Below are 17,216 nucleotides of genomic sequence, written 5' to 3'. Positions count from 1 at the left end.
GAACAGGGCCCGGGCGCGCCGCCCGAAGACGTCGCGGCCGACGTGCACCATGCGCCAGGCGATCGTGGTCACCGGCGGGACCTCCGGCTCGGGCACCTCCTGCTCGAGCCGGGGCACCCCGTCGGCCCCGGCGCGCACGCTCCACGCCGGCGACGCGGGCTCCCACAGGTACTCGGTGTCGGTGAGCCCCTCCAGGCGGGGCCACAGGTGGAAGTCCCAGTAGAACGACAGCTGGTCCAGGAGGAGGTCGCGCCACCCCACAGGAGGCGGCGTCGGCGGTATGGTCGGCTCCGTCGTCGTCATGTTCGGACAGTACGCCCGGTCTCTGACACCTAGTTTCAAAGGTAGCCTCTGCCCCATGCGCGACACCGCAGCCGAATCTCCGCAAAAACCCCCGGTGACCTGCTGGTTTGCAGGTCTCACGACGCTCGATGTGATCCACCGCAGCGCCGTCCGGCCGGGGCCTGACGAGAAGATCACCGCCGTGCGCCAGGACGTGTCCGCGGGTGGCCCCGCGGCGAACGCCGCGGTCATCGCGGCGACGCTCGGGGCGCGTGCGCTCCTGATCAGCGCGATGGGCACCGGACCGGTGGGTTCGGCTGCCCGGGGCGACCTGGAGCACCACGGGGTCGAGATCCACGACACGGCAGGCGGCCGGGAGATCCCCATCGCCGTGTCGGCCGTGCTGGTCGACGACGTCACCGGCGACCGGTCGGTCGTCTCGCCGGACGCCACCCTCACCAACGGCCTCGACGTGACGTGCGCGGAGCTCGACGCCCTGCCGCGGCCCGACGTCGTCCTGCTCGACGGGCACCACCCCGACCTGGCGCGGAGCGTGCTCGCGTACGCCCTCGCCCTCGAACCCCGCCCCCTGATCGTGCTCGACGCCGGCCGCTGGCGCCCTGTCTTCGCTGACCTCCTCGGCGCGGCCGACGTCGCCGCCCGGTCCGCGGACTTCCGCCCGCCGGACGGCGCCGCAACCTCCCGGGCCGTCGTCACCACGCACGGATCCGCCCCCGTGACCTGGTGCGACAAGGACGGCCGGGACGGATCCACCTACGTGCCGAGCGTCTCGGTGCGCGACACCCTCGGCGCGGGCGACGCGTTCCACGGCGCCCTGTGCGTGGCGCTCGCCCAGGGCGCCGGGCTGGAGTCCGCGGTCCAGGAGGCGATCCGGGTGGCGTCCATCCGCGTGCAGCACGTCGGTCCCCGGTCCTGGCTGGAGTACGCGGCGTGCGCCTGACCACCGCCGAGCTCGTCGAGCGCGCGGCGCGGCTCGCCGCCGACGCCGTCCGTGCGGGCGAGGCGCGGGTGCTCGGCATCACCGGCCCGCCCGGCGCGGGGAAGTCGACCCTGGCCGCCGCCCTCGCCGACGGGCTGGCGCCCGGCACCGCCGTGGTGGTCGGGATGGACGGGTTCCACCTGTCCAACGCCGTGCTGGAGGCCCGCGGCAGCCGCGCGCGCAAGGGCGCGATCGACACCTTCGACGACGCCGGCTACGCCGCGCTGATCGACCGGATCGCCGGCCGTCGGCCGGGTAGCCCGCAGGTCTTCGCGCCGGAGTTCCGCCGCGAGATCGAGGAGCCCGTGGCGGCGGGCACCGTCGTCGCCGACGAGCCCCTGGTGATCACGGAGGGCAACTACCTCCTCGCGGCCGACGGCGCCTGGCCCGCCGCACGCGCCCGCATGGCGGAGGTCTGGTACGTCGACCTGCCCGACGCCGAGCGGTTGCGGCGCCTCGTCGCGCGCCACCACGCGTTCGGCAAGCCCCTGCCCGACGCCGAGGCGTGGGCCCGTGGCTCCGACCAGCACAACGCGGACTTCATCGCCACCACCCGGGACACCGCGGACCTCGTCGTGGACTGGATCTAGCCTGACGTCACGGCTGTCCGCCCCACCCGCTCAGCCGATCTCGAGGACCGCGACGCGCCACACCCCGCGCCGCGCCTCCAGCCGCACCGCCGCGGCGCGCACCCGCCCCTCGTCGTGCAGGATCACCGTCGCCTCCGCGGACGTGGCGCCCAGCCGGACCAGCCGCACGCGCCGCACCGCTGCCGGGTGCGCCTTGGGCCGCGGCGGCCGTACCTGCCGGGCCTCCCGCATGAGCCGGCCGCGCTCCAGCAGCTGGTCGTAGACCTGCGGCGTCACCCAGCGGGCGAGCTGGGCGGCGGGCCGCTCACCGCGCAGCACCTCGACCGCGGCGCGGACCACGCGGCAGACCTGCGCGGTGGGGTCGGGCAGGGTGGGGTCCGGCTCGGGCACCGGCCGTCCCGACAGCGCCTCCAGCGCCGCCGCCGCGTTCTGCAGCTCGGGGTACGGCGTGCCGCCGATCCGCATGCGGCGCAGCCGCCGGCCGATGCCGGGCCCGGTGACCGGTCCGGCCGGCGGCACGGCGGGCCGCTGGGCGGGTAGCTGGGCGGGCGGCGCCGTCGACCCGGCGGCCGCGCGCGGGGTGGTGCGGCGGGTGCGGGACGGCGCGGCCGGTCCGGTCAGGCGATCCGCAGCGGGGGCCGGGGCCGGCGTGGCCGGGCCGGGTCGAGGAGGTGCCGGTGCTGCCTCGGGTGGGCTGTCGAGCGTGGTCATACGGATCTCCTGGGGACGCGGATGCGGGTGCGGGCGGTGCGGTGGGTCGGATGACTTCAGGGCTGGTGCAGCACCGTGCCCGGCCGGATCAGGTCCGGGTCGGAGCCCAGCACCTGGCGGTTGGCGTCGTGCCACCGGACGACGGCGTCGGCGACCTCGGCGTCGGACGGCCCGTCCCCAGCGAGCCCGTCGGCGGCGATCGCCCACAGGGTGTCGCCTGCCTCGACCACCACCGGTTCCCGGCCCGCTCCCGTGTGCCGGCCCCGATCAACGAGCGAGGCCTGCTCGGACCCCCGTCCTGGCGTCGACCCCGCGTCCGAGGCCGCCGGCCGGTCCGGGCGGCCCGTCGGTTCCCCGTCCACCGTGCTCGTGGGCCGCCAGCCGAGGTCGAGCACGACCGCCGGCCCCTCGTCCGCGGCCGGGACGCCGCCGGTGGGCAGGGCCATCGCGGTCGGCGCGGTGAGCGCCAGGCCGAGCCCGGCGCCCGCGGCGACCCGGGCCACGCGCCGCACCACGGCCGGGGCGTGCCGGGCCACGGTGCGTTCGGCCGCCGCCCAGCGCCTGCCGCGGCGGTCCGCGAGGACGCAAGCCAGCGCGAGCAGCGCGTGCACGCCTGTCCAGCCGGCCACCGCGGTGCCGACGGCGACCGCCGCAAGCTCGACGACGTCCTCCACCGGGAACAGCGCAGCGCCGAGGCCGGACCCCACCTGCCACGTGCGGATACCGAGCACACCGCACGCCGCGACGAGCGCCGTCGCGATGGTGAGCAGTCCGAGGAGCCCTCTCCAGGTGCCTCCGGTCGCCGCGTCCGAGGCCGGGGACGAGTCCGGGGCCGGGGAGTCGGCGGACGGGCGGCCCGCATGCGACGGCCCCCGGCCGTCGTCGTGGCGGTCGGCAGCCGGTGCGTGCTCTAGGGCGTGCGTCAACATGGTTCCCCCTGCTGCGGTTCGATTCCAGACATTACGCGTCCGCACGGCATCGGTGATGTCGGTTGATGTCGTCCGGCGATGGTTATTCAACAGGGGTGTCAGGAGGGTGTCCACCGGAGGGCGAGATACCTGTGGATGGCGCAGGGTGTCTCCATGACATCCGTGCGCCCGGCCGGCCCCACGCGCTGGGAGGCGCTCTTCAGCGATCTCGAGGCGCAGGCGCGCGCACAGGTGGTGGCGGAGACCGACGCGCTCGTGTCCGAGCTGACGCGCGCCGAGCACGCGACGATGACGCTCGCCGACAGGTTCCGTGCCGTAGTCGGCGCGGTGGTGGCGGTCGAGCTGCTCGACGGCGCACCGTTGCGCGGCGTCCTGCTGGAGGCGGCGGACGAGTGGGTGCTGCTCCAGGGTCTCCGCCCGGAACCCGTGAGCCAGCACCTCGTGCCGCTGGCCGCGGTGGCGGCGGTGCACGGGCTGGCCCGTCAGGCGACGTCCGCGACGTCGCGGCGGGACTCCCACGGGCTGGGGCCGGTGCTGCGCAGCCTGCAGCGCGACCGGGCCCGGGTCGCCGTGCGCACCCTGAGCGGGGTGTGGGCGGGGCGGATCGCGCGCGTCGGCCAGGACCACCTGGACGTCGACCTGCTCGACGGTCGCGGAACCCGGCTGGTTCCCTTCAGCGCTCTGCTGATCGTGAGCGAGGCACCCTAAACCGACTGGAATGCCCGGAAATGGACAGCGGGACCGGTCTCACCCCGTATGGAGTGTGCCGGTCCCGTCGGTGTACGACGCGGCTTTTCAGCCGTCTGCTCAGCCGTCAGCGGCCGCAGATCCCTTGAGCCGCTCACGGCTCTTTGCGTACATACGCTCGATGTACGACTCGAGCTCGGCTGCCTCGACACGCCAGACCTTCTTGGGCCCCACCTGGATGGCGGGAAGGTCGCCGGTGCGAACGAGTGCGTAGCCCTGGGCCATCGAGATGTTGAGGGTCTCGACCACATCCGCCAGAGAGAGAAAGCGCTTTTCCATGGGAACAGTGTGGCACGAGACACCGACATGAGGGGGTTATCCACAAGAAGTGTTTATCTGATGCCGGATCGGCGGCGTTCGATCACTATGGTTCCGGCGCTCTGCCCAGGCTGTGCGTCATTCCACGCGGGTTCGGGGTTCAACTTGTACTCGACGCCCTACCCAAAGTCCACCAAAGTACGCGGAAGGACCGAGATGACGTATGCCCCGGCCGCCCCGGCGCCCGCAGTCCGGGACCAGGGCCTCCCCGAGCCGGTCGCGACCAGGCTGCGCAGGCCTGGCTGGCGCGACCCGCGGCTCGTGACCGGGCTCGTCATCGTCGCGCTGTCCGTGGCCTGCGGCTCCTGGGTGGTCTCGGCGGCGAGCCGCACCGTCCCGGTCTTCGTGGCCGACGGCGCCCTCACGCCCGGTGCGCCCCTGACCGTCGACTCGCTCCGCACGGTCGACGTCCGGCTCGGGTCGGGGACGGGCCGCTACCTGTCCGCCGCCGAGCCGTTGCCGGCGGACCTGGTGGTGCTCCGCGTGGTGGACGACGGCGAGCTGGTGCCGCTGACGGCCCTCGGCGCGGACGCCGCCGTCCGCTCGGTCGCCGTCCCCGTGGCCTCGGGGTTGTCCGACCGGATCCGGGCCGGCGTCGTGGTGGACCTGTGGTTCGTCCCCGACGCGCCCGTCTCGCCCGAGACGGGCGCGGCCCGGCCGGAGCCGGTCACGCTGGCGGAGGACGTGGTGGTCGAGCAGGTGGACGCGCAGGACGGCGCGATCGTCGTGGACGGCACGGTGACGCTGCACGTGCTGGTCCCGGAGGACGCCCTGCCGACCGTGCTGGCGGCGCTCTCCGACAACGGCACCGTCGCCGTCGTGCCCGTGGCGGGCGGCGTCCGGTGAGCGAGGAGCGGACGGTCACCGTCCTGGTCGCGGTGCAGGCGCCCGAGGAGGAGGCGGCGGTGGTGACCGTGCTCGGCGCGCAGCCGCGGACGACCGTCTCCCGGCGGTGCGCGGAGCTCGCCGAGCTCCTGGCCGCGGCCGAGGCGGGCGCCGGCACGGCCGCCGTCGTCTCCGGGGACCTGCCGGGCCTGGACCGGGACGCGGTGGCGCGACTGCGGGCCGCGGGCCTGCGCGTCGTCGTGGTCGAGGACCCGGCCACGCCCGCCGCCCGGCTCGCGGGCCTGGGCTGCGACGTGGTGGTCGCGGGCGGGGACGCGGAGAACCTCGTCGCCGCGGTCCGCGGCGACGGCTCGGCCCACGACGACGGTGCGGTCACACCCGCCGGCCCGGTGGCCGTGCCCGACGACGGGACCCGGCCCGGCACGCTCGTCGCCGTCTGGGGTCCGGCCGGCTCGCCCGGCCGCACCACCACCGCCATCGAGCTCGCCGCCGCCCTCGCCGGGGTGGGCGCCACCGCGCCGCGCCGCGCCGGCCTGCTGCGCCGGCCGCGCCCGGCGTCCCCGGCGCTCGGTGCGAGCACCGTCGTGCTGGCCGACGCCGACACCTACGCCTCCTCGGTGACCTCCCGTCTCGGCCTGCTCGACGACGCGCCCGGCCTGGCCGCCGCCGCCCGCGCGGCCGGCCAGGGGCTGCTCGACGCGCGCACGCTGGCCGGGCACGCCCCGGTGGTGCTGCCGGGGGTGCGCGTCCTGACCGGTATCACCCGGGCGTCCCGCTGGCCCGAGCTGCCCGCCAGCTCGCTCGACGTGGTGTTCCAGGCCTGCCGCGAGCTCGCGGCCTGGACGGTGGTCGACTGCGGGCCGGTGCTCGAGGCCGACGAGCTGCTCATGTACGACACGCGCGCCCCGCAGCGCAACGGCGCGACCCTGAGCGCGCTCCAGGCCGCGGACGTCGTCGTGGTGGTCGGCAGCGCCGACCCCGTGGGGCTGCAGCGGCTGGTGCGGGGCCTGGAGGACCTGCGGGACGCCGCGGTACCCGTCCCGGCGGCACGCGTGGTGGTCGTGAACCGGGTGCGGGCCTCCGCCGTCGGGCGCCGGGCCGAGGCCCAGGTGCGCGACGCCCTCGCGCGCTACGGGGGAGTGGGCGACGCGCACCTCGTGCCGGACGACCCGGCCGGGCTCGACGCCGCGCTGCTGGCGGGCCGGGTGCTGGCCGAGTGCGCGCCGGGATCGCCCGCGCGAGCCGCGTTCGAGGGCCTGGCGACGCGGGTCCGGGACCTCGTGCCCGCAGCGGTCTGAGGGGCGACCCGGGCGGCTCGGTGCCCCCGTGCGAGGCACATCGCGCGTAACAATCCGCCCGTCCGGCGCGGCTCGGCGACGGAAACCTGGCAACCGGCGCTAGGTTGTGCCCGTGGCCGCCGTGACGAAGGACAACTACGCCGACGACCTGCGTCTGGCGCAAGTGATCGCCGACCAGGTCGATTCCATCACCATGTCCCGATTCCGGGCGCTCGACCTCAAGGTGGAGACCAAGCCGGACCTGACGCCCGTGTCCGACGCCGACCGCGCGGCCGAGGACTTCATCCGGGGCCAGCTCGCCCGCGCGCGCACGCGCGACGCCATCGTCGGCGAGGAGTACGGCTCCGCGGGCAGCGGCGCGCGGCGCTGGATCGTCGACCCGATCGACGGCACCAAGAACTTCGTGCGCGGCGTCCCCGTGTGGGCCACGCTCATCGCGCTCGCCGACGGCGACGAGGTCGTGGTGGGCCTGGTCAGCGCGCCCGCCCTGGGCCGGCGCTGGTGGGCGGCCAAGGGCTCGGGCGCGTGGACCGGGAAGTCGATGGCGTCCGCGTCGCGGATGTCGGTCTCCGGCATCTCGCGCGTCGCCGACGCGTCGTTCAGCTACGCGTCCCTCGGCGGCTGGGAGGAGCGCGGCAAGCTGGACGGGTTCCTCGACCTGACCCGGGCGTGCGCGCGCACCCGCGGGTACGGCGACTTCTGGTCGTACATGCTGGTGGCCGACGGCGCCGTCGACATCGCGGCGGAGCCCGAGCTCGAGGTCTACGACATGGCGGCGCTCGTGCCGATCGTCACCGAGGCGGGCGGCACCTTCACCTCGCTCGACGGCAGGCCCGGCCCGTGGGGCGGGAACGCGGTGGCGACGAACGGCAAGCTGCACAAGGAAGCGCTCGACTTCCTGGGCTGACGGCCGGCCCCGGGCCGCCGCCCGCACCGCCGGCCGCCGCCCGCACCGCCGGCCGCCGCCCGCACCGCCGGCCGCGGCCGGGTCAGCCGCGCGGGACGTCCTTGATCTCGCTCCAGTCGTACCAGAGCAGGTCGCGGTCCGTGACGCGCTGCAGCGCCTCGTCCAGCGCGGAGTCGGACTCCTCGCCCACCTCGGCCGTGGTCTCGGCGTCGCTCTCCTCGTCGGCGGCGGCGAGCACGTCCGCGATGTCGGCGGCGGCCTCCGGCTCGTCGACGTGCACGCAGACGATCGCCACCTGCTCGACCGTGCTGGTCACCTGGACCTCGGAGGCGACGGGCTCGTCGTCGTCCGTGCCGCCGGCCACGACGGGGCCGACGGACGCGTCCGGGACCTCGACCGTGATGATCACGCGCTGGTGCGGGGCGTCGGTGCGGCCGGCGATCAGCGCCAGCGAGTCGTCGGCGGCGTTGAGCGCGGCGACGTACTCCAGGCCCTCGGCGTCCTCGTCCGGCAGGGCGGCCTCGAGCTCCTTGGTCACGGCGTGGGCCCGGCGGGGCGCGACCGTCCAGCGGGCGGCGGCGGAGGAGTGGGAGACGGCGTCGAGCTCGTCGAGCGTGGCGGGCACGTAGATGCGCATGTGCTCAGTCTGCCGTGTGTCGAGCCCACGCGAGTGGAGTGGCGGTGTCACCCAGTCCCCGTACTCTCGTGTCCGGCGTCGGGGCGGGACGCCGCGGGTAGTGGTAGCAGCCGAGGGCAGGAGACGAGATGGGTGCCAAGACCGCGATGCTGGTGTACGCGGACGGAGACGTGGCGACAGGCCTGACGGGTGCGGCGGACTTCGCCGACGAGGCGAGCGCCGCCGAGCTGCTCGGCCTGCTGTGGCCGCCGGCCCGGATCCGGCCGGACGGCGAGGAGCCCTGGGACCTCGGGGACGCGGTGTTCCCGCCCGAGGGGCGCGCCTGCGCGCTGTCCACGCCCGAGGTGGACGTCCTGTGCGACCAGGCCCTCATGCTCGACCGGCCCTCGCAGCTGCCCGCCCACCTGGTCGACGCGAGCATGGGCCGCACCCTGTACCTGCACGCGATGCACAGCGTCGTGGACTGGTTCGCCTTCGCGGTGTGGCGGGACGGCGTGCTCGTGCGCTCGCTCAGCCTCTCGCCGGACGACGGCGTGCTGGAGGACACGGGCGAACGGCTCGCCTTCGAGCAGCCGTTCTGGGCGGGCGAGCACCCGGCCGGGGGCGACTACGCGCTCCCGTTCCACCCGCTGGAGCTGGGGGAGCACGCCCTGAGCGAGTTCTTCGGCTTCAACATGGAGGGGGCCGACGACGGCGGCCCGTCCGCCGGCCGCCTGGACCCGTGGGCCGTGGAGCTGTTCGGCTTCCAGGTGGTGTAACCGGGCCGAGCGCTCGACAGATCTCCGAAACACTCGTACATTTGTTCGAGAGCGAGGAGGTCGTCATGCCCGAACCCACCACTGCCCGTCCGACCGGGGTGGTCCCCATGCTGTCCTACCAGGACGGCGTGTCCGCCATGGACTGGCTCATCGATGCCTTCGGCTTCACCGAGGCGGAACGCTGGCTGGACGACGACGGACACCTCTCCCACGGCGAGCTCGACGCCGGCGGCGGTCGCGTGATGCTCTCCGAGCTCGCGTCCTACGAGGGCCCGGCCGAGCATCGCAAGCACTGCCGGGCCGCGGACGCGTGGCTGTCGACACCCTGGGTGATCGACGGCGTGCTGGTCCACGTGGACGACGTCGAGGCCCATCTCGCCCACGCCCAGGCGGCGGGCGCGGGCGTGCTCTCGAAGATCGAGGAGGCGCCGTACGGCCGGTCGTACCGGGCGGAGGACCTGGAGGGGCACCGCTGGATGTTCCTCCAGCCCTGACGCGTCGTCAGTGCTGAAGCGCCGGCTGCGCCGGGTCCCCGCCCCGGGCCAGCCGGTCCACGCGGCGCAGCGCGTCGGGGAACCGTGCGTCGCTGGCCATCTCGCGGACCAGTTCGGCCGCCGCGTCGAGCGGCATCCCCGACGCCGTGACGTACAAGGGTTTGGCGGACTGCCCGCGCAGCACCTCGGCGGCGTGCGACGCGGCGTGGAACCGGGTCTTGGCGACGCCGAGCACCACGGGGGCCAGCCCGGCGTCGGCCACGTGGGCCCCCAGCCCCGGGCTGCCGGCCGGGTCGAGGTCCACGTAGCCGTCCACGATCAGCAGGTCCAGGGGTGCCACGCCGGCCAGCACCTGGCGGAGCGGCGGCAGCTCGCGCTCGTAGAACCGCCCCGGCCGGTACTCCGCGACCTGTTCGACCAGCACGGTGCGCTCCTCGACCAGAGTCGCGAACGCCGGGTCCTCGGCGACGACCAGCGCGGCGCGCGCCCCGCCGTCGTCCAGGTACTGCACGTCCACCGCGCCGTAGCGCGGGGTGGTGTCGGTCATGGTCAGGCGTCCGAGCCCGTCCGGGACGAGAGCAGGCGGCGGAACGAGGCGAGCCGGGCCTCGCGCGCCGGACGCTCGGTCTCGGGGGAGGCCTCGATCCAGTCGTCGAGGGCGCAGTCGGGCGCGTCCGCGAGGTGCGTGCAGCCTCGGGGGCACTCCTGCGCCACCTCGTCGAGGTCCTCGAAGGCGTGCAGCAGGTGCGCCACCTCGACGTGCGCCAGGCCGAACGAGCGCACACCCGGGGTGTCGATCACCCAGCCGTCGAAGGCCTCGCCGGGCTCCGCGCCGCCCTGGTCGGGCGCGCCGTCGTCCTCGGGCTCGGCGTCCGTGCCCCCGACCGGGAGCCGCAGCGCGACCGCCGACGTCGAGGTGTGCCGGCCGCGCCCCGTCACGTCGTTGACCACGCCGGTGGCCCGCTTCGCCGCGGGCACCAGCGCGTTGATCAGGGTGGACTTGCCGACGCCCGAGTGCCCCACCAGCACCGACGACAGGCCGCGCAGCCGGTCGCGCACCTCCTCGACGGACCCGGGAGTGAGCACCACGGCGCCGTCGTCGCCCGACGGCGCGCGCTGCGTCACCACCACCTGGACCCCGAGCGGCTCGTACAGCGCGCGGAGATGGTCGGGGGAGGCGAGGTCGGCCTTCGTCAGGCACAGGAGCACCGACATCCCGGCGTCGTACGCGGCAACGACGCAGCGGTCGATCATGCCGGTACGCGGCTCCGGCTGGGCCAGGGCCGTGACGATGACGAGCTGGTCCGCGTTGGCCACGACGATCCGCTCGTAGGGGTCGGTGTCGTCCGCCGTGCGGCGGAGCGTGGAGGTGCGCTCCTGGATCCGCACGATCCGGGCGAGCGACCCGTCCCCGCCGGAGGTGTCGCCCACGATGTCGACCCGGTCGCCGACGACGACCCGCGTGCGGGTGAGCTCGCGCGCCTTCATCGCGGTGACCGTCAGGTCATCGTCGACCAGCAGCGTGTACCGCCCCCGGTCCACGCCGGTGACCAGACCGGTCACGGCGTCCGAGTGCTCAGGCCGCTGCTTGGTCCGGGGGCGGGACCCGCGCTTGGACGGGCGGGACTTGAAGTCCGACTCGTCGCGGATGTCTCGGCGGCCCATCAGCCCAGCATGCCCAGCCACATGCCCGTGAAGTCGGGCAGGGTCTTGGCCGTGGTGCCGACGTTCTCGACCAGCACCCCGGGTACGCGCAGGCCGAGCAGCGCGGCCGAGGTGGCCATGCGGTGGTCGGCGTACGTGCGGACGACGTCGGCGCGCAGCGGCCGCGGCGTGATGACCAGGCCGTCGCGGGTCTCCTCCGCCTGCCCGCCGAGCCGCGTGATCTCGCGGGCCAGCGCGGCCAGCCGATCGGTCTCGTGGCCGCGCAGGTGCGCGATGCCGCGCAGCCGCGAGGGGGAGTCGGCCAGCGCTGCCAGCGCGGCGAACGTCGGCGCGAGCTCGCCGCCGGCGTGCAGGTCCACGTCGATCCCGTGGACCTCGCCGGTGCCGGTGACGGACAGGACGCCGTCGGCCAGGGTGTACGTGCCGCCCATGCGCTCCAGCAGCTCGGGCACCATCGCGCCCGGCTGGGTGGTCAGCGTGGGCCAGCCGGGGACCCGGACCGTCCCGCCCGCCACGAGGGCGGACGCGAGGAACGGAGCCGCGTTGGAGAGGTCGGGCTCGACGCGCACGTCGCGGCCGGTGATGGGGCCGGGCCGCACGCTCCAGATGCCGTCCCGCGAGTCGTCGACCTCGACACCGACGTCGCGCAGCGTGGCGACCGTCATCTCGATGTGGGGCAGGCTCGGGAGCGTGGCGCCGATGTGCCGCAGCGTCAGGCCGCGCTCGAAGCGCGCTGCGGCGAGGAGCAGGCCGGACACGAACTGCGAGGACCCCGACGCGTCGACGTCCACGGAACCGCCAGGCACGCTGCCGCGGCCCTCGACGGTGAAGGGGAGGAAGCTCGGCAGCTCGCCCGGGTGCTCCGGGTCGTGCACCGTGACGCCGAGGGCGCGCAGCGCGGCGAGCACCGGCAGCATCGGCCGCACGCGGGCCTCGGGGTCGCCGTCGAACCGGACCGGGCCGTCGGCGAGGGCCGCGAACGGCGGCAGGAACCGCATCACCGTGCCGGCGAGCCCGGTGTCGACCTCCGTGCCGCCGGTGACCGGCCCCGGCGTGATGTGCAGGGTGCTGGGCTGGTCGCCCTCCTCGATCCGCGCGCCGAGGGCGCGCAGGGCGCCGATCATCAGGTCCGCGTCCCGGCTGCGCAGGGCGCCGCGCAGGGTGCCGGGGGAGTCCGCGAGGGCGGCGAGCACCAGGAGCCGGTTTGTCAGCGACTTGCTGCCAGGTACCTCGACCGTCGCGTCCAGCGGTGCGCCGGCGAGCGGCGCCTCCCATGTCGGTGCGGGCGCGGTGGTCGAAGAAGTCATGTGCCGAGATTATCGCGGAGCGGACCCGCGCGGCGGCTCGTGTCAGACCCAGAGGTCACCCGGGTGACCTGCCCGTCTGACACGGCGGTCACGCCTCGGCGGCAGCGGCCTTCGCCTCCGCGCGCGCCGCGCGCGCCTGCTGGACGCGCCACGACATGCCCGGCCGGCCCTCCAGGTCCGCACCCGCGATGAGGGCGGCGCCGACCGAGGCGAGGTTGTGCAGGAACCGGTCGGCACGGGCGGGTCGCTCCGCCTTGGGCGCGGTGAAGGGCTGGTTCACGACGGCGAGCGGCAGCGTCAGCAGCGCGAGGGCGAGGGCGGAGGCGCGCGGCGCCTTGCCCAGCGCGAGCAGCGTGCCCGCCGTGGCGGTCGCGATCCCGTGCGCGCGCACGAGCGTGGCGACCTGCTTCTCGCTGAGCGGCTCGGCACCGAGTGCCTTGGTCGCCAGGGCCGATCCCGTGCGGGCTGCGGCCACGTGCTCGCTCGGCTTCCGGGCAGCCTGCACGCCGTCGTAGATGAACGAGGAGGCCAGCAGCGGTCGCGCGATGTGTCGAAGCAGCATGGCTCCACCTTGGCAGATGCGGGCGGCAGACGCAGCAGGATGCCCCGCGAGCCGCCGGGAATTCGACGCCGGGGAGCGGGGTTGAAGCGGACGTGGAGCAATGCCTCGAGAAGGATGCGGTGAACGAGACGGTGATCGGCACGGTGACAAACGCAACAACCAGCCCGGAGACGAGCGGCCTGCCCGGTGCGACGGCAGGTCCGGCGGCGGTCGCGCCGAGCGCTCCCCTGATGTTCGGAGCAGTCCCGACGCACCTTCTGGACGCCGGCACGGACTCGGCGAAGGCCACGGCGGACGTCCTGTCCGGCAGCGTCCCGAGCGCTTTCGGCGCCCTTCCGGCCAACACCGGCTGGCCGACGCGGCTAGGCTCAAGGGCGATGACTGACACTTCCCGTGAGCAGAACCAGGGCACAGGCGCCGAGGCCGGCAGCGCCGACGTCGAGGCGCGCCCCGGCGAGACCGCGAGCGAGGCCGTCGTCGGGACCACGGATGTCGACTCCGACACCGACGACGAGGGCACCGAGCGGTCCCCCCAGGAGGAGGACGCGACGGCCCGCGCCGCGCGGTTCGAGCGGGACGCCCTGCAGTACCTCGACCAGCTCTACTCCGCGGCGCTGCGCATGACGCGCAACCCCGCGGACGCGGAGGACCTGGTCCAGGAGACGTTCGCCAAGGCGTTCGCGGCGTTCCACCAGTACCGGCCGGGCACCAACCTGAAGGCCTGGCTGTACCGGATCCTCACGAACACGTTCATCAACAGCTACCGCAAGAAGCAGCGCGAGCCGCAGCAGTCCCAGGCGGAGGACGTCGAGGACTGGCAGATCGCGCGCGCGGCGTCGCACACGTCGCGCGGCCTGCGCTCGGCCGAGGCCGAGGCGCTGGACCGGCTGCCGGACAGCGATGTGAAGCGGGCGCTCGCCGAGCTCCCGGAGGACCGTCGGATGGTCGTGTACTACGCCGACGTCGAGGGCTTCCCCTACAAGGAGATCGCGGAGATCATGGGGACGCCCATCGGGACCGTCATGTCCCGCCTGCACCGCGGACGCCGGCAGCTGCGTGAGCTCCTCGCCGACTACGCCGCACAGCGAGGACTCGTCAGCCAGGCGCCCGGAGGTGCGCAGTGAACAACATCGAACCCGTCCCGCACGACACGGCGGGGGAGTCCGAGTGCGAGCACGCACTGACGCACCTGTACGAGTACCTGGACTCCGAGATGACGCCGGACGACGAGCAGCGCATGCGCGCCCACGTCGCCCACTGCTCGCCGTGCCTGGCGGAGCTGAGCGTCGAGGACCTGGTGAAGCAGCTCGTGAAGCGGTCGTGCAGCGAGCGCGCGCCGGACACGCTGCGCATTCGGATCCATGAGCAACTGACGGTGATGACGGTCGTCGAGACCGCCTGACACCGGGCATGACGAAGGGCCGGTACCCCGCGGGGGTGCCGGCCCTTTCGCATGCTCAGGCTGTTCGCCTCAACAACGGCTCAGGCTCAGGCCTCAGGCGTTGGGACGCTTGCCGTGGTTGGCGGCCGAGCCCTTGCGGCTACGGCGCTTGCGACCGCGCTTGCTCATGGGTGTCTCCTGACAGGTGACGGACTGAATGGCTCAATGGTCCCACAGATCCGGGGGTTGTCAGGCCGCACGGGGTTGTCAGGTCGAGCAACGCGATATATCGTGTCTCGCATCAACGCGATATATCGCGTTCAGGACCTGACCATCGGAGGCACTCATGAGCACGGACAGCTGGACCGTCACGGGTCCGCAGACCATCGAGCTGCGCGACGTGACCACCGTCGACGCCCATGTCGTCGACGGCCGCCTGGACGTCGTCGCCCACGACGAGCCCGTCGTCCGCGTCGAGGTGCACTCCGTCGAGGGCCGGTCCCTGGACGTCCGCCTCGAGGACGGCCGCCTGGTCATCGAGCACGAGAGCGGCCTGGGCGGCTGGGGCTCGTTCATGAAGCGGTTCGCCGACTTCGGCGGCAAGGCGCGCGCCGACATCCACGTCGCCGTGCCTGCCGGCACCGCGGTGCGCCTGGGCACGATCCGCGGCGAGTGCCTCCTTGCGGGCACGACGGCGGGGGCGTCCGCGTCCACCGTCTCCGGCTCCCTGCTGGTCTCGCGCACGGCGGGCGACCTCAGGCTGAACACCGTCTCCGGCGAGGTGACGGTCCGCGACCACGTGGGCGACATCACGAGCAATACCGTGTCCGCCGACGTCGTGGTGAGCGGGTCCGCCGAGAACGTCGTGTCGTCGTCGGTCTCCGGGGACGTGACGATCGACCTGGCGACCCAGCCGCGGTCGGTCAAGGTCAACTCGGTGTCCGGGAACCTGCTGCTGCGCGTGCCGGACGACGGCGCGGTGGCCGTGTCGGCGCAGAGCGTCAGCGGGCGCGTGACGGTGGGCGGCGCCCAGTTCTCCGGCGGCGGCGGCGCCACGTTCTCCGGCGTCGGACGCACCGATGCGGGGCCCGCCGGCGCTGGCACCACCCGCCTGCGGGCGACCAGCGTGTCCGGCGAGGTCACCGTCGTCGGCGGCCCGCAGGACGCTCCCGTCGACGCCACCCCCGCGGACCACTCGCCCGTGGAGCTCTGATGCCACCGGTCTTCGCCCACGGCGAGCTGCGCCTCTACCTCCTGGTGCTGCTCATGGACGGGCCCCGGCACGGGTACGAGCTCATCACCGAGCTCACCCGGCGCTTCGGGGGCACGTACCGCCCCAGCGCGGGGACCATCTACCCGCGGCTGGCCCGGCTCGAGGAGGAAGGGCTGGTGCGCCGTTCCGCGCCCGGACCGTCCGGCACGCCGGGGCTCTCCGGCGCCGGGCGCAAGGGCACGTACGAGCTCACCCCCGCCGGCCAGGCCGAGCTCGACGCCCGCCTCGACGACGTCAAGCGCCTGGAGCGCAGCGTCGCCGAGACAGTTCGCAGCCTCGCGGACGACGTGCGGGCCGACATCCGCGACACGATGCGCGGCCTGCGGGCCGAGCTCGCCGCCGCGGCGCAGGAGGTGCGCACCCGCCCGCGACCGGGCCCCGACACCGTGCCGGACCCGCGCCGCACGCAGTCCTACTCGCTGCGGCACGACGCCGAGGCGGTGCTGCAGCGGTTCCGCAACGACGTGCTGGCCGACCTGCGGGAGGCCGACGTCACCGGTACGGTGTCGGCGCTGACCGTGGAGACGCTGCGCACCGTCCTCGACTCGGCGCGGTCCGCGATCCGTGGGACCCTGCCGAACAGCGCGAGCAGCGCACCGCCCGGCGCACACCGCACGAGCCCGCAGTGACCAGATCAGTGACCCCCCATCCCCATGAACGGAGCACAGCGATGACCACCGAGTCCTGGAGCGTGGCCGCACCGCAGACCATCGAGGTCGGCGGCGCCACGACCCTGACCGTCCGACTGACGAACGGCCGCGCTGAGATCGTGGCCGACCCGAACCGCACGTCCGGTGCCGTCGTGGAGGTTCTCGAGGTCTCGACGCGGCCGCTGCAGGTCCTCGCCGAGCACGGCAACCTCCGGGTCGCGTACGACTTCCCGGGCCTCGAGGGCTTCGTGGACCGGTTCCGCGGCCTCAAGGACCAGGACAGCGCCGTCGTGCGGATCACCGTGCCGGCCACGTCCGTGGTCGACGTCGCGACCGTGGGCGCCGAGGTGGTGGTGACCGGCGCGCAGGCCGGTGTGAACGTGAAGACCGCGGGCGGCGCCATCACGGTCACCGGGACCACGGGTTCCGTGACCACCAAGTCCGGCACGGGAACCGTCAGCATCGCCGAGCACTCGGGCGACGCGTCGGCCACGACCGTGTCCGGCGCCGTGTCGCTCACGGGCGCCCTGGGCCGGGTCTCGGTCCAGACCGTGTCCGGTGCGGTCGACGTCACCGCCGTCGGCACCACGCCGCTGGTCAACGCCAAGACCGTCTCCGGCGCGGCGGCCGTCCAGCTCGACGCCGGCGCACCGGTCAACCTCCGCGCGCGCAGCGTCACGGGCAAGGTCGTGATCGACGGGGCGCAGGCGACCTCGAGCGCGCAGCGCACCGTCGTCGTCGACCACGCGGAGCCGGGTGCCGCGGCCTACATCTCGACCAACACGGTCTCGGGAACGGCCACGGTCACCCGCGGCTGACGCCGCCCCGCAGTGCCGGAAGCCCGGGTCACCTTGGTGACCC

At 74.5% G+C, this 17,216-nt stretch carries 22 protein-coding genes and 1 pseudogene; 13 read left to right on the top strand and 10 right to left on the bottom strand.

Translation table 11 applies throughout. The features are described 5' to 3' along the window. A pseudogene (locus ACFWEJ_RS17070) lies at positions 1 to 303 on the bottom strand (hypothetical protein); the annotation flags it as partial. A 55-nt stretch (positions 304 to 358) separates the two neighbouring features. On the opposite strand from ACFWEJ_RS17070, the gene ACFWEJ_RS17065 reads away from it, so the two are divergent. Continuing rightward, a complete protein-coding gene (locus ACFWEJ_RS17065; protein ID WP_377230404.1) occupies positions 359 to 1,243 on the top strand; it encodes a PfkB family carbohydrate kinase in 885 nt (294 codons plus the stop codon). Then, a complete protein-coding gene (locus ACFWEJ_RS17060) occupies positions 1,234 to 1,872 on the top strand; it encodes a nucleoside/nucleotide kinase family protein (protein WP_377230403.1) in 639 nt (212 codons plus the stop codon). Before ACFWEJ_RS17065 ends, ACFWEJ_RS17060 begins: the two co-directional genes overlap by 10 nt. A gap of 30 nt (positions 1,873 to 1,902) precedes the next feature. Here the strand turns inward: ACFWEJ_RS17060 and ACFWEJ_RS17055 are convergent, their stop codons facing one another. Further along, the gene (locus ACFWEJ_RS17055) at positions 1,903 to 2,583 is read right to left on the bottom strand and encodes an Rv3235 family protein (protein ID WP_377230402.1); all 681 of its coding nucleotides are present in this window, start codon (positions 2,581 to 2,583) and stop codon (positions 1,903 to 1,905) included. A 56-nt stretch (positions 2,584 to 2,639) separates the two neighbouring features. Further along, positions 2,640 to 3,512 carry a LysM peptidoglycan-binding domain-containing protein gene (locus ACFWEJ_RS17050; protein WP_377230401.1) on the bottom strand — a complete coding sequence of 291 codons (873 nt, stop codon included), beginning with the start codon at positions 3,510 to 3,512 and terminating at the stop codon, positions 2,640 to 2,642. Positions 3,513 to 3,665: 153 nt separating this feature from the next. On the opposite strand from ACFWEJ_RS17050, the gene ACFWEJ_RS17045 reads away from it, so the two are divergent. Next, entirely contained in the window at positions 3,666 to 4,220 is a 555-nt protein-coding gene (locus tag ACFWEJ_RS17045) for a hypothetical protein (protein WP_377230400.1), read from the top strand. Between the two features lie 99 nt (positions 4,221 to 4,319). Here ACFWEJ_RS17045 and ACFWEJ_RS17040 read toward each other — a convergent pair whose 3' ends face one another. Then, positions 4,320 to 4,538 carry an AlpA family transcriptional regulator gene (locus tag ACFWEJ_RS17040; RefSeq protein WP_020016485.1) on the bottom strand — a complete coding sequence of 73 codons (219 nt, stop codon included), beginning with the start codon at positions 4,536 to 4,538 and terminating at the stop codon, positions 4,320 to 4,322. Positions 4,539 to 4,733: 195 nt separating this feature from the next. On the opposite strand from ACFWEJ_RS17040, the gene ACFWEJ_RS17035 reads away from it, so the two are divergent. From ACFWEJ_RS17035 to hisN, 3 genes are all read left to right on the top strand, one after another. Continuing rightward, a complete protein-coding gene (locus tag ACFWEJ_RS17035) occupies positions 4,734 to 5,423 on the top strand; it encodes a hypothetical protein (RefSeq protein ID WP_377230399.1) in 690 nt (229 codons plus the stop codon). After that, positions 5,420 to 6,721 (top strand): CpaE family protein, encoded by a 1,302-nt coding sequence (locus ACFWEJ_RS17030; RefSeq protein WP_377230398.1) that lies wholly within the window; start codon positions 5,420 to 5,422, stop codon positions 6,719 to 6,721. The genes ACFWEJ_RS17035 and ACFWEJ_RS17030 overlap by 4 nt, the downstream gene beginning before the upstream one ends. A gap of 106 nt (positions 6,722 to 6,827) precedes the next feature. Beyond that, positions 6,828 to 7,628: a histidinol-phosphatase gene (gene hisN, locus ACFWEJ_RS17025; RefSeq protein WP_377230397.1), complete on the top strand. Its 801-nt coding sequence runs from the start codon at positions 6,828 to 6,830 to the stop codon at positions 7,626 to 7,628. Between the two features lie 82 nt (positions 7,629 to 7,710). Here hisN and ACFWEJ_RS17020 read toward each other — a convergent pair whose 3' ends face one another. Then, positions 7,711 to 8,265 carry a DUF6912 family protein gene (locus ACFWEJ_RS17020; protein WP_377230396.1) on the bottom strand — a complete coding sequence of 185 codons (555 nt, stop codon included), beginning with the start codon at positions 8,263 to 8,265 and terminating at the stop codon, positions 7,711 to 7,713. A gap of 128 nt (positions 8,266 to 8,393) precedes the next feature. Between ACFWEJ_RS17020 and ACFWEJ_RS17015 the strand changes: the two genes are divergently transcribed. Both ACFWEJ_RS17015 and ACFWEJ_RS17010 read left to right on the top strand, forming a co-directional pair. After that, positions 8,394 to 9,023, top strand: a complete 630-nt coding sequence (locus ACFWEJ_RS17015; protein WP_377230395.1) for a DUF6928 family protein — start codon at positions 8,394 to 8,396, stop codon at positions 9,021 to 9,023. A 65-nt stretch (positions 9,024 to 9,088) separates the two neighbouring features. After that, positions 9,089 to 9,517: a VOC family protein gene (locus tag ACFWEJ_RS17010; protein ID WP_377230394.1), complete on the top strand. Its 429-nt coding sequence runs from the start codon at positions 9,089 to 9,091 to the stop codon at positions 9,515 to 9,517. A 7-nt stretch (positions 9,518 to 9,524) separates the two neighbouring features. Here the strand turns inward: ACFWEJ_RS17010 and ACFWEJ_RS17005 are convergent, their stop codons facing one another. The 4 genes from ACFWEJ_RS17005 to ACFWEJ_RS16990 form a co-directional block, all read right to left on the bottom strand. Further along, on the bottom strand, positions 9,525 to 10,064 hold the full coding sequence (locus ACFWEJ_RS17005; protein WP_377230393.1) for an endonuclease V: 540 nt from the start codon (positions 10,062 to 10,064) through the stop codon (positions 9,525 to 9,527). A gap of 2 nt (positions 10,065 to 10,066) precedes the next feature. Further along, positions 10,067 to 11,182, bottom strand: a complete 1,116-nt coding sequence (locus ACFWEJ_RS17000; RefSeq protein WP_377230392.1) for a ribosome small subunit-dependent GTPase A — start codon at positions 11,180 to 11,182, stop codon at positions 10,067 to 10,069. Then, on the bottom strand, positions 11,182 to 12,489 hold the full coding sequence (aroA, locus tag ACFWEJ_RS16995; protein WP_377230391.1) for a 3-phosphoshikimate 1-carboxyvinyltransferase: 1,308 nt from the start codon (positions 12,487 to 12,489) through the stop codon (positions 11,182 to 11,184). The genes ACFWEJ_RS17000 and aroA overlap by 1 nt, the downstream gene beginning before the upstream one ends. A gap of 88 nt (positions 12,490 to 12,577) precedes the next feature. Continuing rightward, the gene (locus ACFWEJ_RS16990; RefSeq protein ID WP_377230390.1) at positions 12,578 to 13,051 is read right to left on the bottom strand and encodes a DoxX family membrane protein; all 474 of its coding nucleotides are present in this window, start codon (positions 13,049 to 13,051) and stop codon (positions 12,578 to 12,580) included. Positions 13,052 to 13,428: 377 nt separating this feature from the next. On the opposite strand from ACFWEJ_RS16990, the gene ACFWEJ_RS16985 reads away from it, so the two are divergent. After that, a complete protein-coding gene (locus ACFWEJ_RS16985) occupies positions 13,429 to 14,175 on the top strand; it encodes a sigma-70 family RNA polymerase sigma factor (protein WP_377230389.1) in 747 nt (248 codons plus the stop codon). Continuing rightward, a complete protein-coding gene (gene rsrA / locus ACFWEJ_RS16980; RefSeq protein WP_377230388.1) occupies positions 14,172 to 14,453 on the top strand; it encodes a mycothiol system anti-sigma-R factor in 282 nt (93 codons plus the stop codon). Before ACFWEJ_RS16985 ends, rsrA begins: the two co-directional genes overlap by 4 nt. A 93-nt stretch (positions 14,454 to 14,546) precedes the next feature. On the opposite strand, the gene ACFWEJ_RS16975 is transcribed toward rsrA, so the two are convergent. Further along, on the bottom strand, positions 14,547 to 14,621 hold the full coding sequence (locus ACFWEJ_RS16975; protein WP_156968370.1) for a 50S ribosomal protein bL37: 75 nt from the start codon (positions 14,619 to 14,621) through the stop codon (positions 14,547 to 14,549). 157 nt (positions 14,622 to 14,778) lie between these two features. Between ACFWEJ_RS16975 and ACFWEJ_RS16970 the strand changes: the two genes are divergently transcribed. From ACFWEJ_RS16970 to ACFWEJ_RS16960, 3 genes are read left to right on the top strand one after another with little or no spacing between them, the layout of a single operon-like run. Then, positions 14,779 to 15,645, top strand: a complete 867-nt coding sequence (locus ACFWEJ_RS16970; RefSeq protein ID WP_377230387.1) for a DUF4097 family beta strand repeat-containing protein — start codon at positions 14,779 to 14,781, stop codon at positions 15,643 to 15,645. After that, positions 15,645 to 16,334 carry a PadR family transcriptional regulator gene (locus ACFWEJ_RS16965; protein ID WP_377230386.1) on the top strand — a complete coding sequence of 230 codons (690 nt, stop codon included), beginning with the start codon at positions 15,645 to 15,647 and terminating at the stop codon, positions 16,332 to 16,334. The genes ACFWEJ_RS16970 and ACFWEJ_RS16965 overlap by 1 nt, the downstream gene beginning before the upstream one ends. A gap of 41 nt (positions 16,335 to 16,375) precedes the next feature. After that, positions 16,376 to 17,173 carry a hypothetical protein gene (locus ACFWEJ_RS16960; protein WP_377230385.1) on the top strand — a complete coding sequence of 266 codons (798 nt, stop codon included), beginning with the start codon at positions 16,376 to 16,378 and terminating at the stop codon, positions 17,171 to 17,173. Positions 17,174 to 17,216 lie beyond the last annotated feature (43 nt).

The sequence above is a fragment of the Promicromonospora sp. NPDC060204 genome, from assembly GCF_042728455.1.
GTDB lineage: Bacteria > Actinomycetota > Actinomycetes > Actinomycetales > Cellulomonadaceae > Promicromonospora.
The sequence above is the reverse complement of the archived record's forward strand: the minus strand, read 5'-3'. Positions and strand labels throughout refer to the sequence as shown.

Excerpts from the sequence above, each read along its gene's own strand:
- ACFWEJ_RS17065 (WP_377230404.1), top strand. The coding sequence starts at position 359 with ATGCGCGACACCGCAGCCGAATCTCCGCAAAAACCCCCGGTGACCTGC.
- ACFWEJ_RS17055 (WP_377230402.1), bottom strand. The coding sequence starts at position 2,583 with ATGACCACGCTCGACAGCCCACCCGAGGCAGCACCGGCACCTCCTCGA.
- ACFWEJ_RS17050 (WP_377230401.1), bottom strand. The coding sequence starts at position 3,512 with ATGTTGACGCACGCCCTAGAGCACGCACCGGCTGCCGACCGCCACGAC.
- ACFWEJ_RS17045 (WP_377230400.1), top strand. The coding sequence starts at position 3,666 with ATGACATCCGTGCGCCCGGCCGGCCCCACGCGCTGGGAGGCGCTCTTC.
- ACFWEJ_RS17040 (WP_020016485.1), bottom strand. The coding sequence starts at position 4,538 with ATGGAAAAGCGCTTTCTCTCTCTGGCGGATGTGGTCGAGACCCTCAAC.
- ACFWEJ_RS17035 (WP_377230399.1), top strand. The coding sequence starts at position 4,734 with ATGACGTATGCCCCGGCCGCCCCGGCGCCCGCAGTCCGGGACCAGGGC.
- ACFWEJ_RS17020 (WP_377230396.1), bottom strand. The coding sequence starts at position 8,265 with ATGCGCATCTACGTGCCCGCCACGCTCGACGAGCTCGACGCCGTCTCC.
- ACFWEJ_RS17015 (WP_377230395.1), top strand. The coding sequence starts at position 8,394 with ATGGGTGCCAAGACCGCGATGCTGGTGTACGCGGACGGAGACGTGGCG.
- ACFWEJ_RS17010 (WP_377230394.1), top strand. The coding sequence starts at position 9,089 with ATGCCCGAACCCACCACTGCCCGTCCGACCGGGGTGGTCCCCATGCTG.
- ACFWEJ_RS17005 (WP_377230393.1), bottom strand. The coding sequence starts at position 10,064 with ATGACCGACACCACCCCGCGCTACGGCGCGGTGGACGTGCAGTACCTG.
- ACFWEJ_RS17000 (WP_377230392.1), bottom strand. The coding sequence starts at position 11,182 with ATGGGCCGCCGAGACATCCGCGACGAGTCGGACTTCAAGTCCCGCCCG.
- aroA (WP_377230391.1), bottom strand. The coding sequence starts at position 12,489 with ATGACTTCTTCGACCACCGCGCCCGCACCGACATGGGAGGCGCCGCTC.
- ACFWEJ_RS16990 (WP_377230390.1), bottom strand. The coding sequence starts at position 13,051 with ATGCTGCTTCGACACATCGCGCGACCGCTGCTGGCCTCCTCGTTCATC.
- ACFWEJ_RS16985 (WP_377230389.1), top strand. The coding sequence starts at position 13,429 with ATGACTGACACTTCCCGTGAGCAGAACCAGGGCACAGGCGCCGAGGCC.
- ACFWEJ_RS16970 (WP_377230387.1), top strand. The coding sequence starts at position 14,779 with ATGAGCACGGACAGCTGGACCGTCACGGGTCCGCAGACCATCGAGCTG.
- ACFWEJ_RS16965 (WP_377230386.1), top strand. The coding sequence starts at position 15,645 with ATGCCACCGGTCTTCGCCCACGGCGAGCTGCGCCTCTACCTCCTGGTG.
- ACFWEJ_RS16960 (WP_377230385.1), top strand. The coding sequence starts at position 16,376 with ATGACCACCGAGTCCTGGAGCGTGGCCGCACCGCAGACCATCGAGGTC.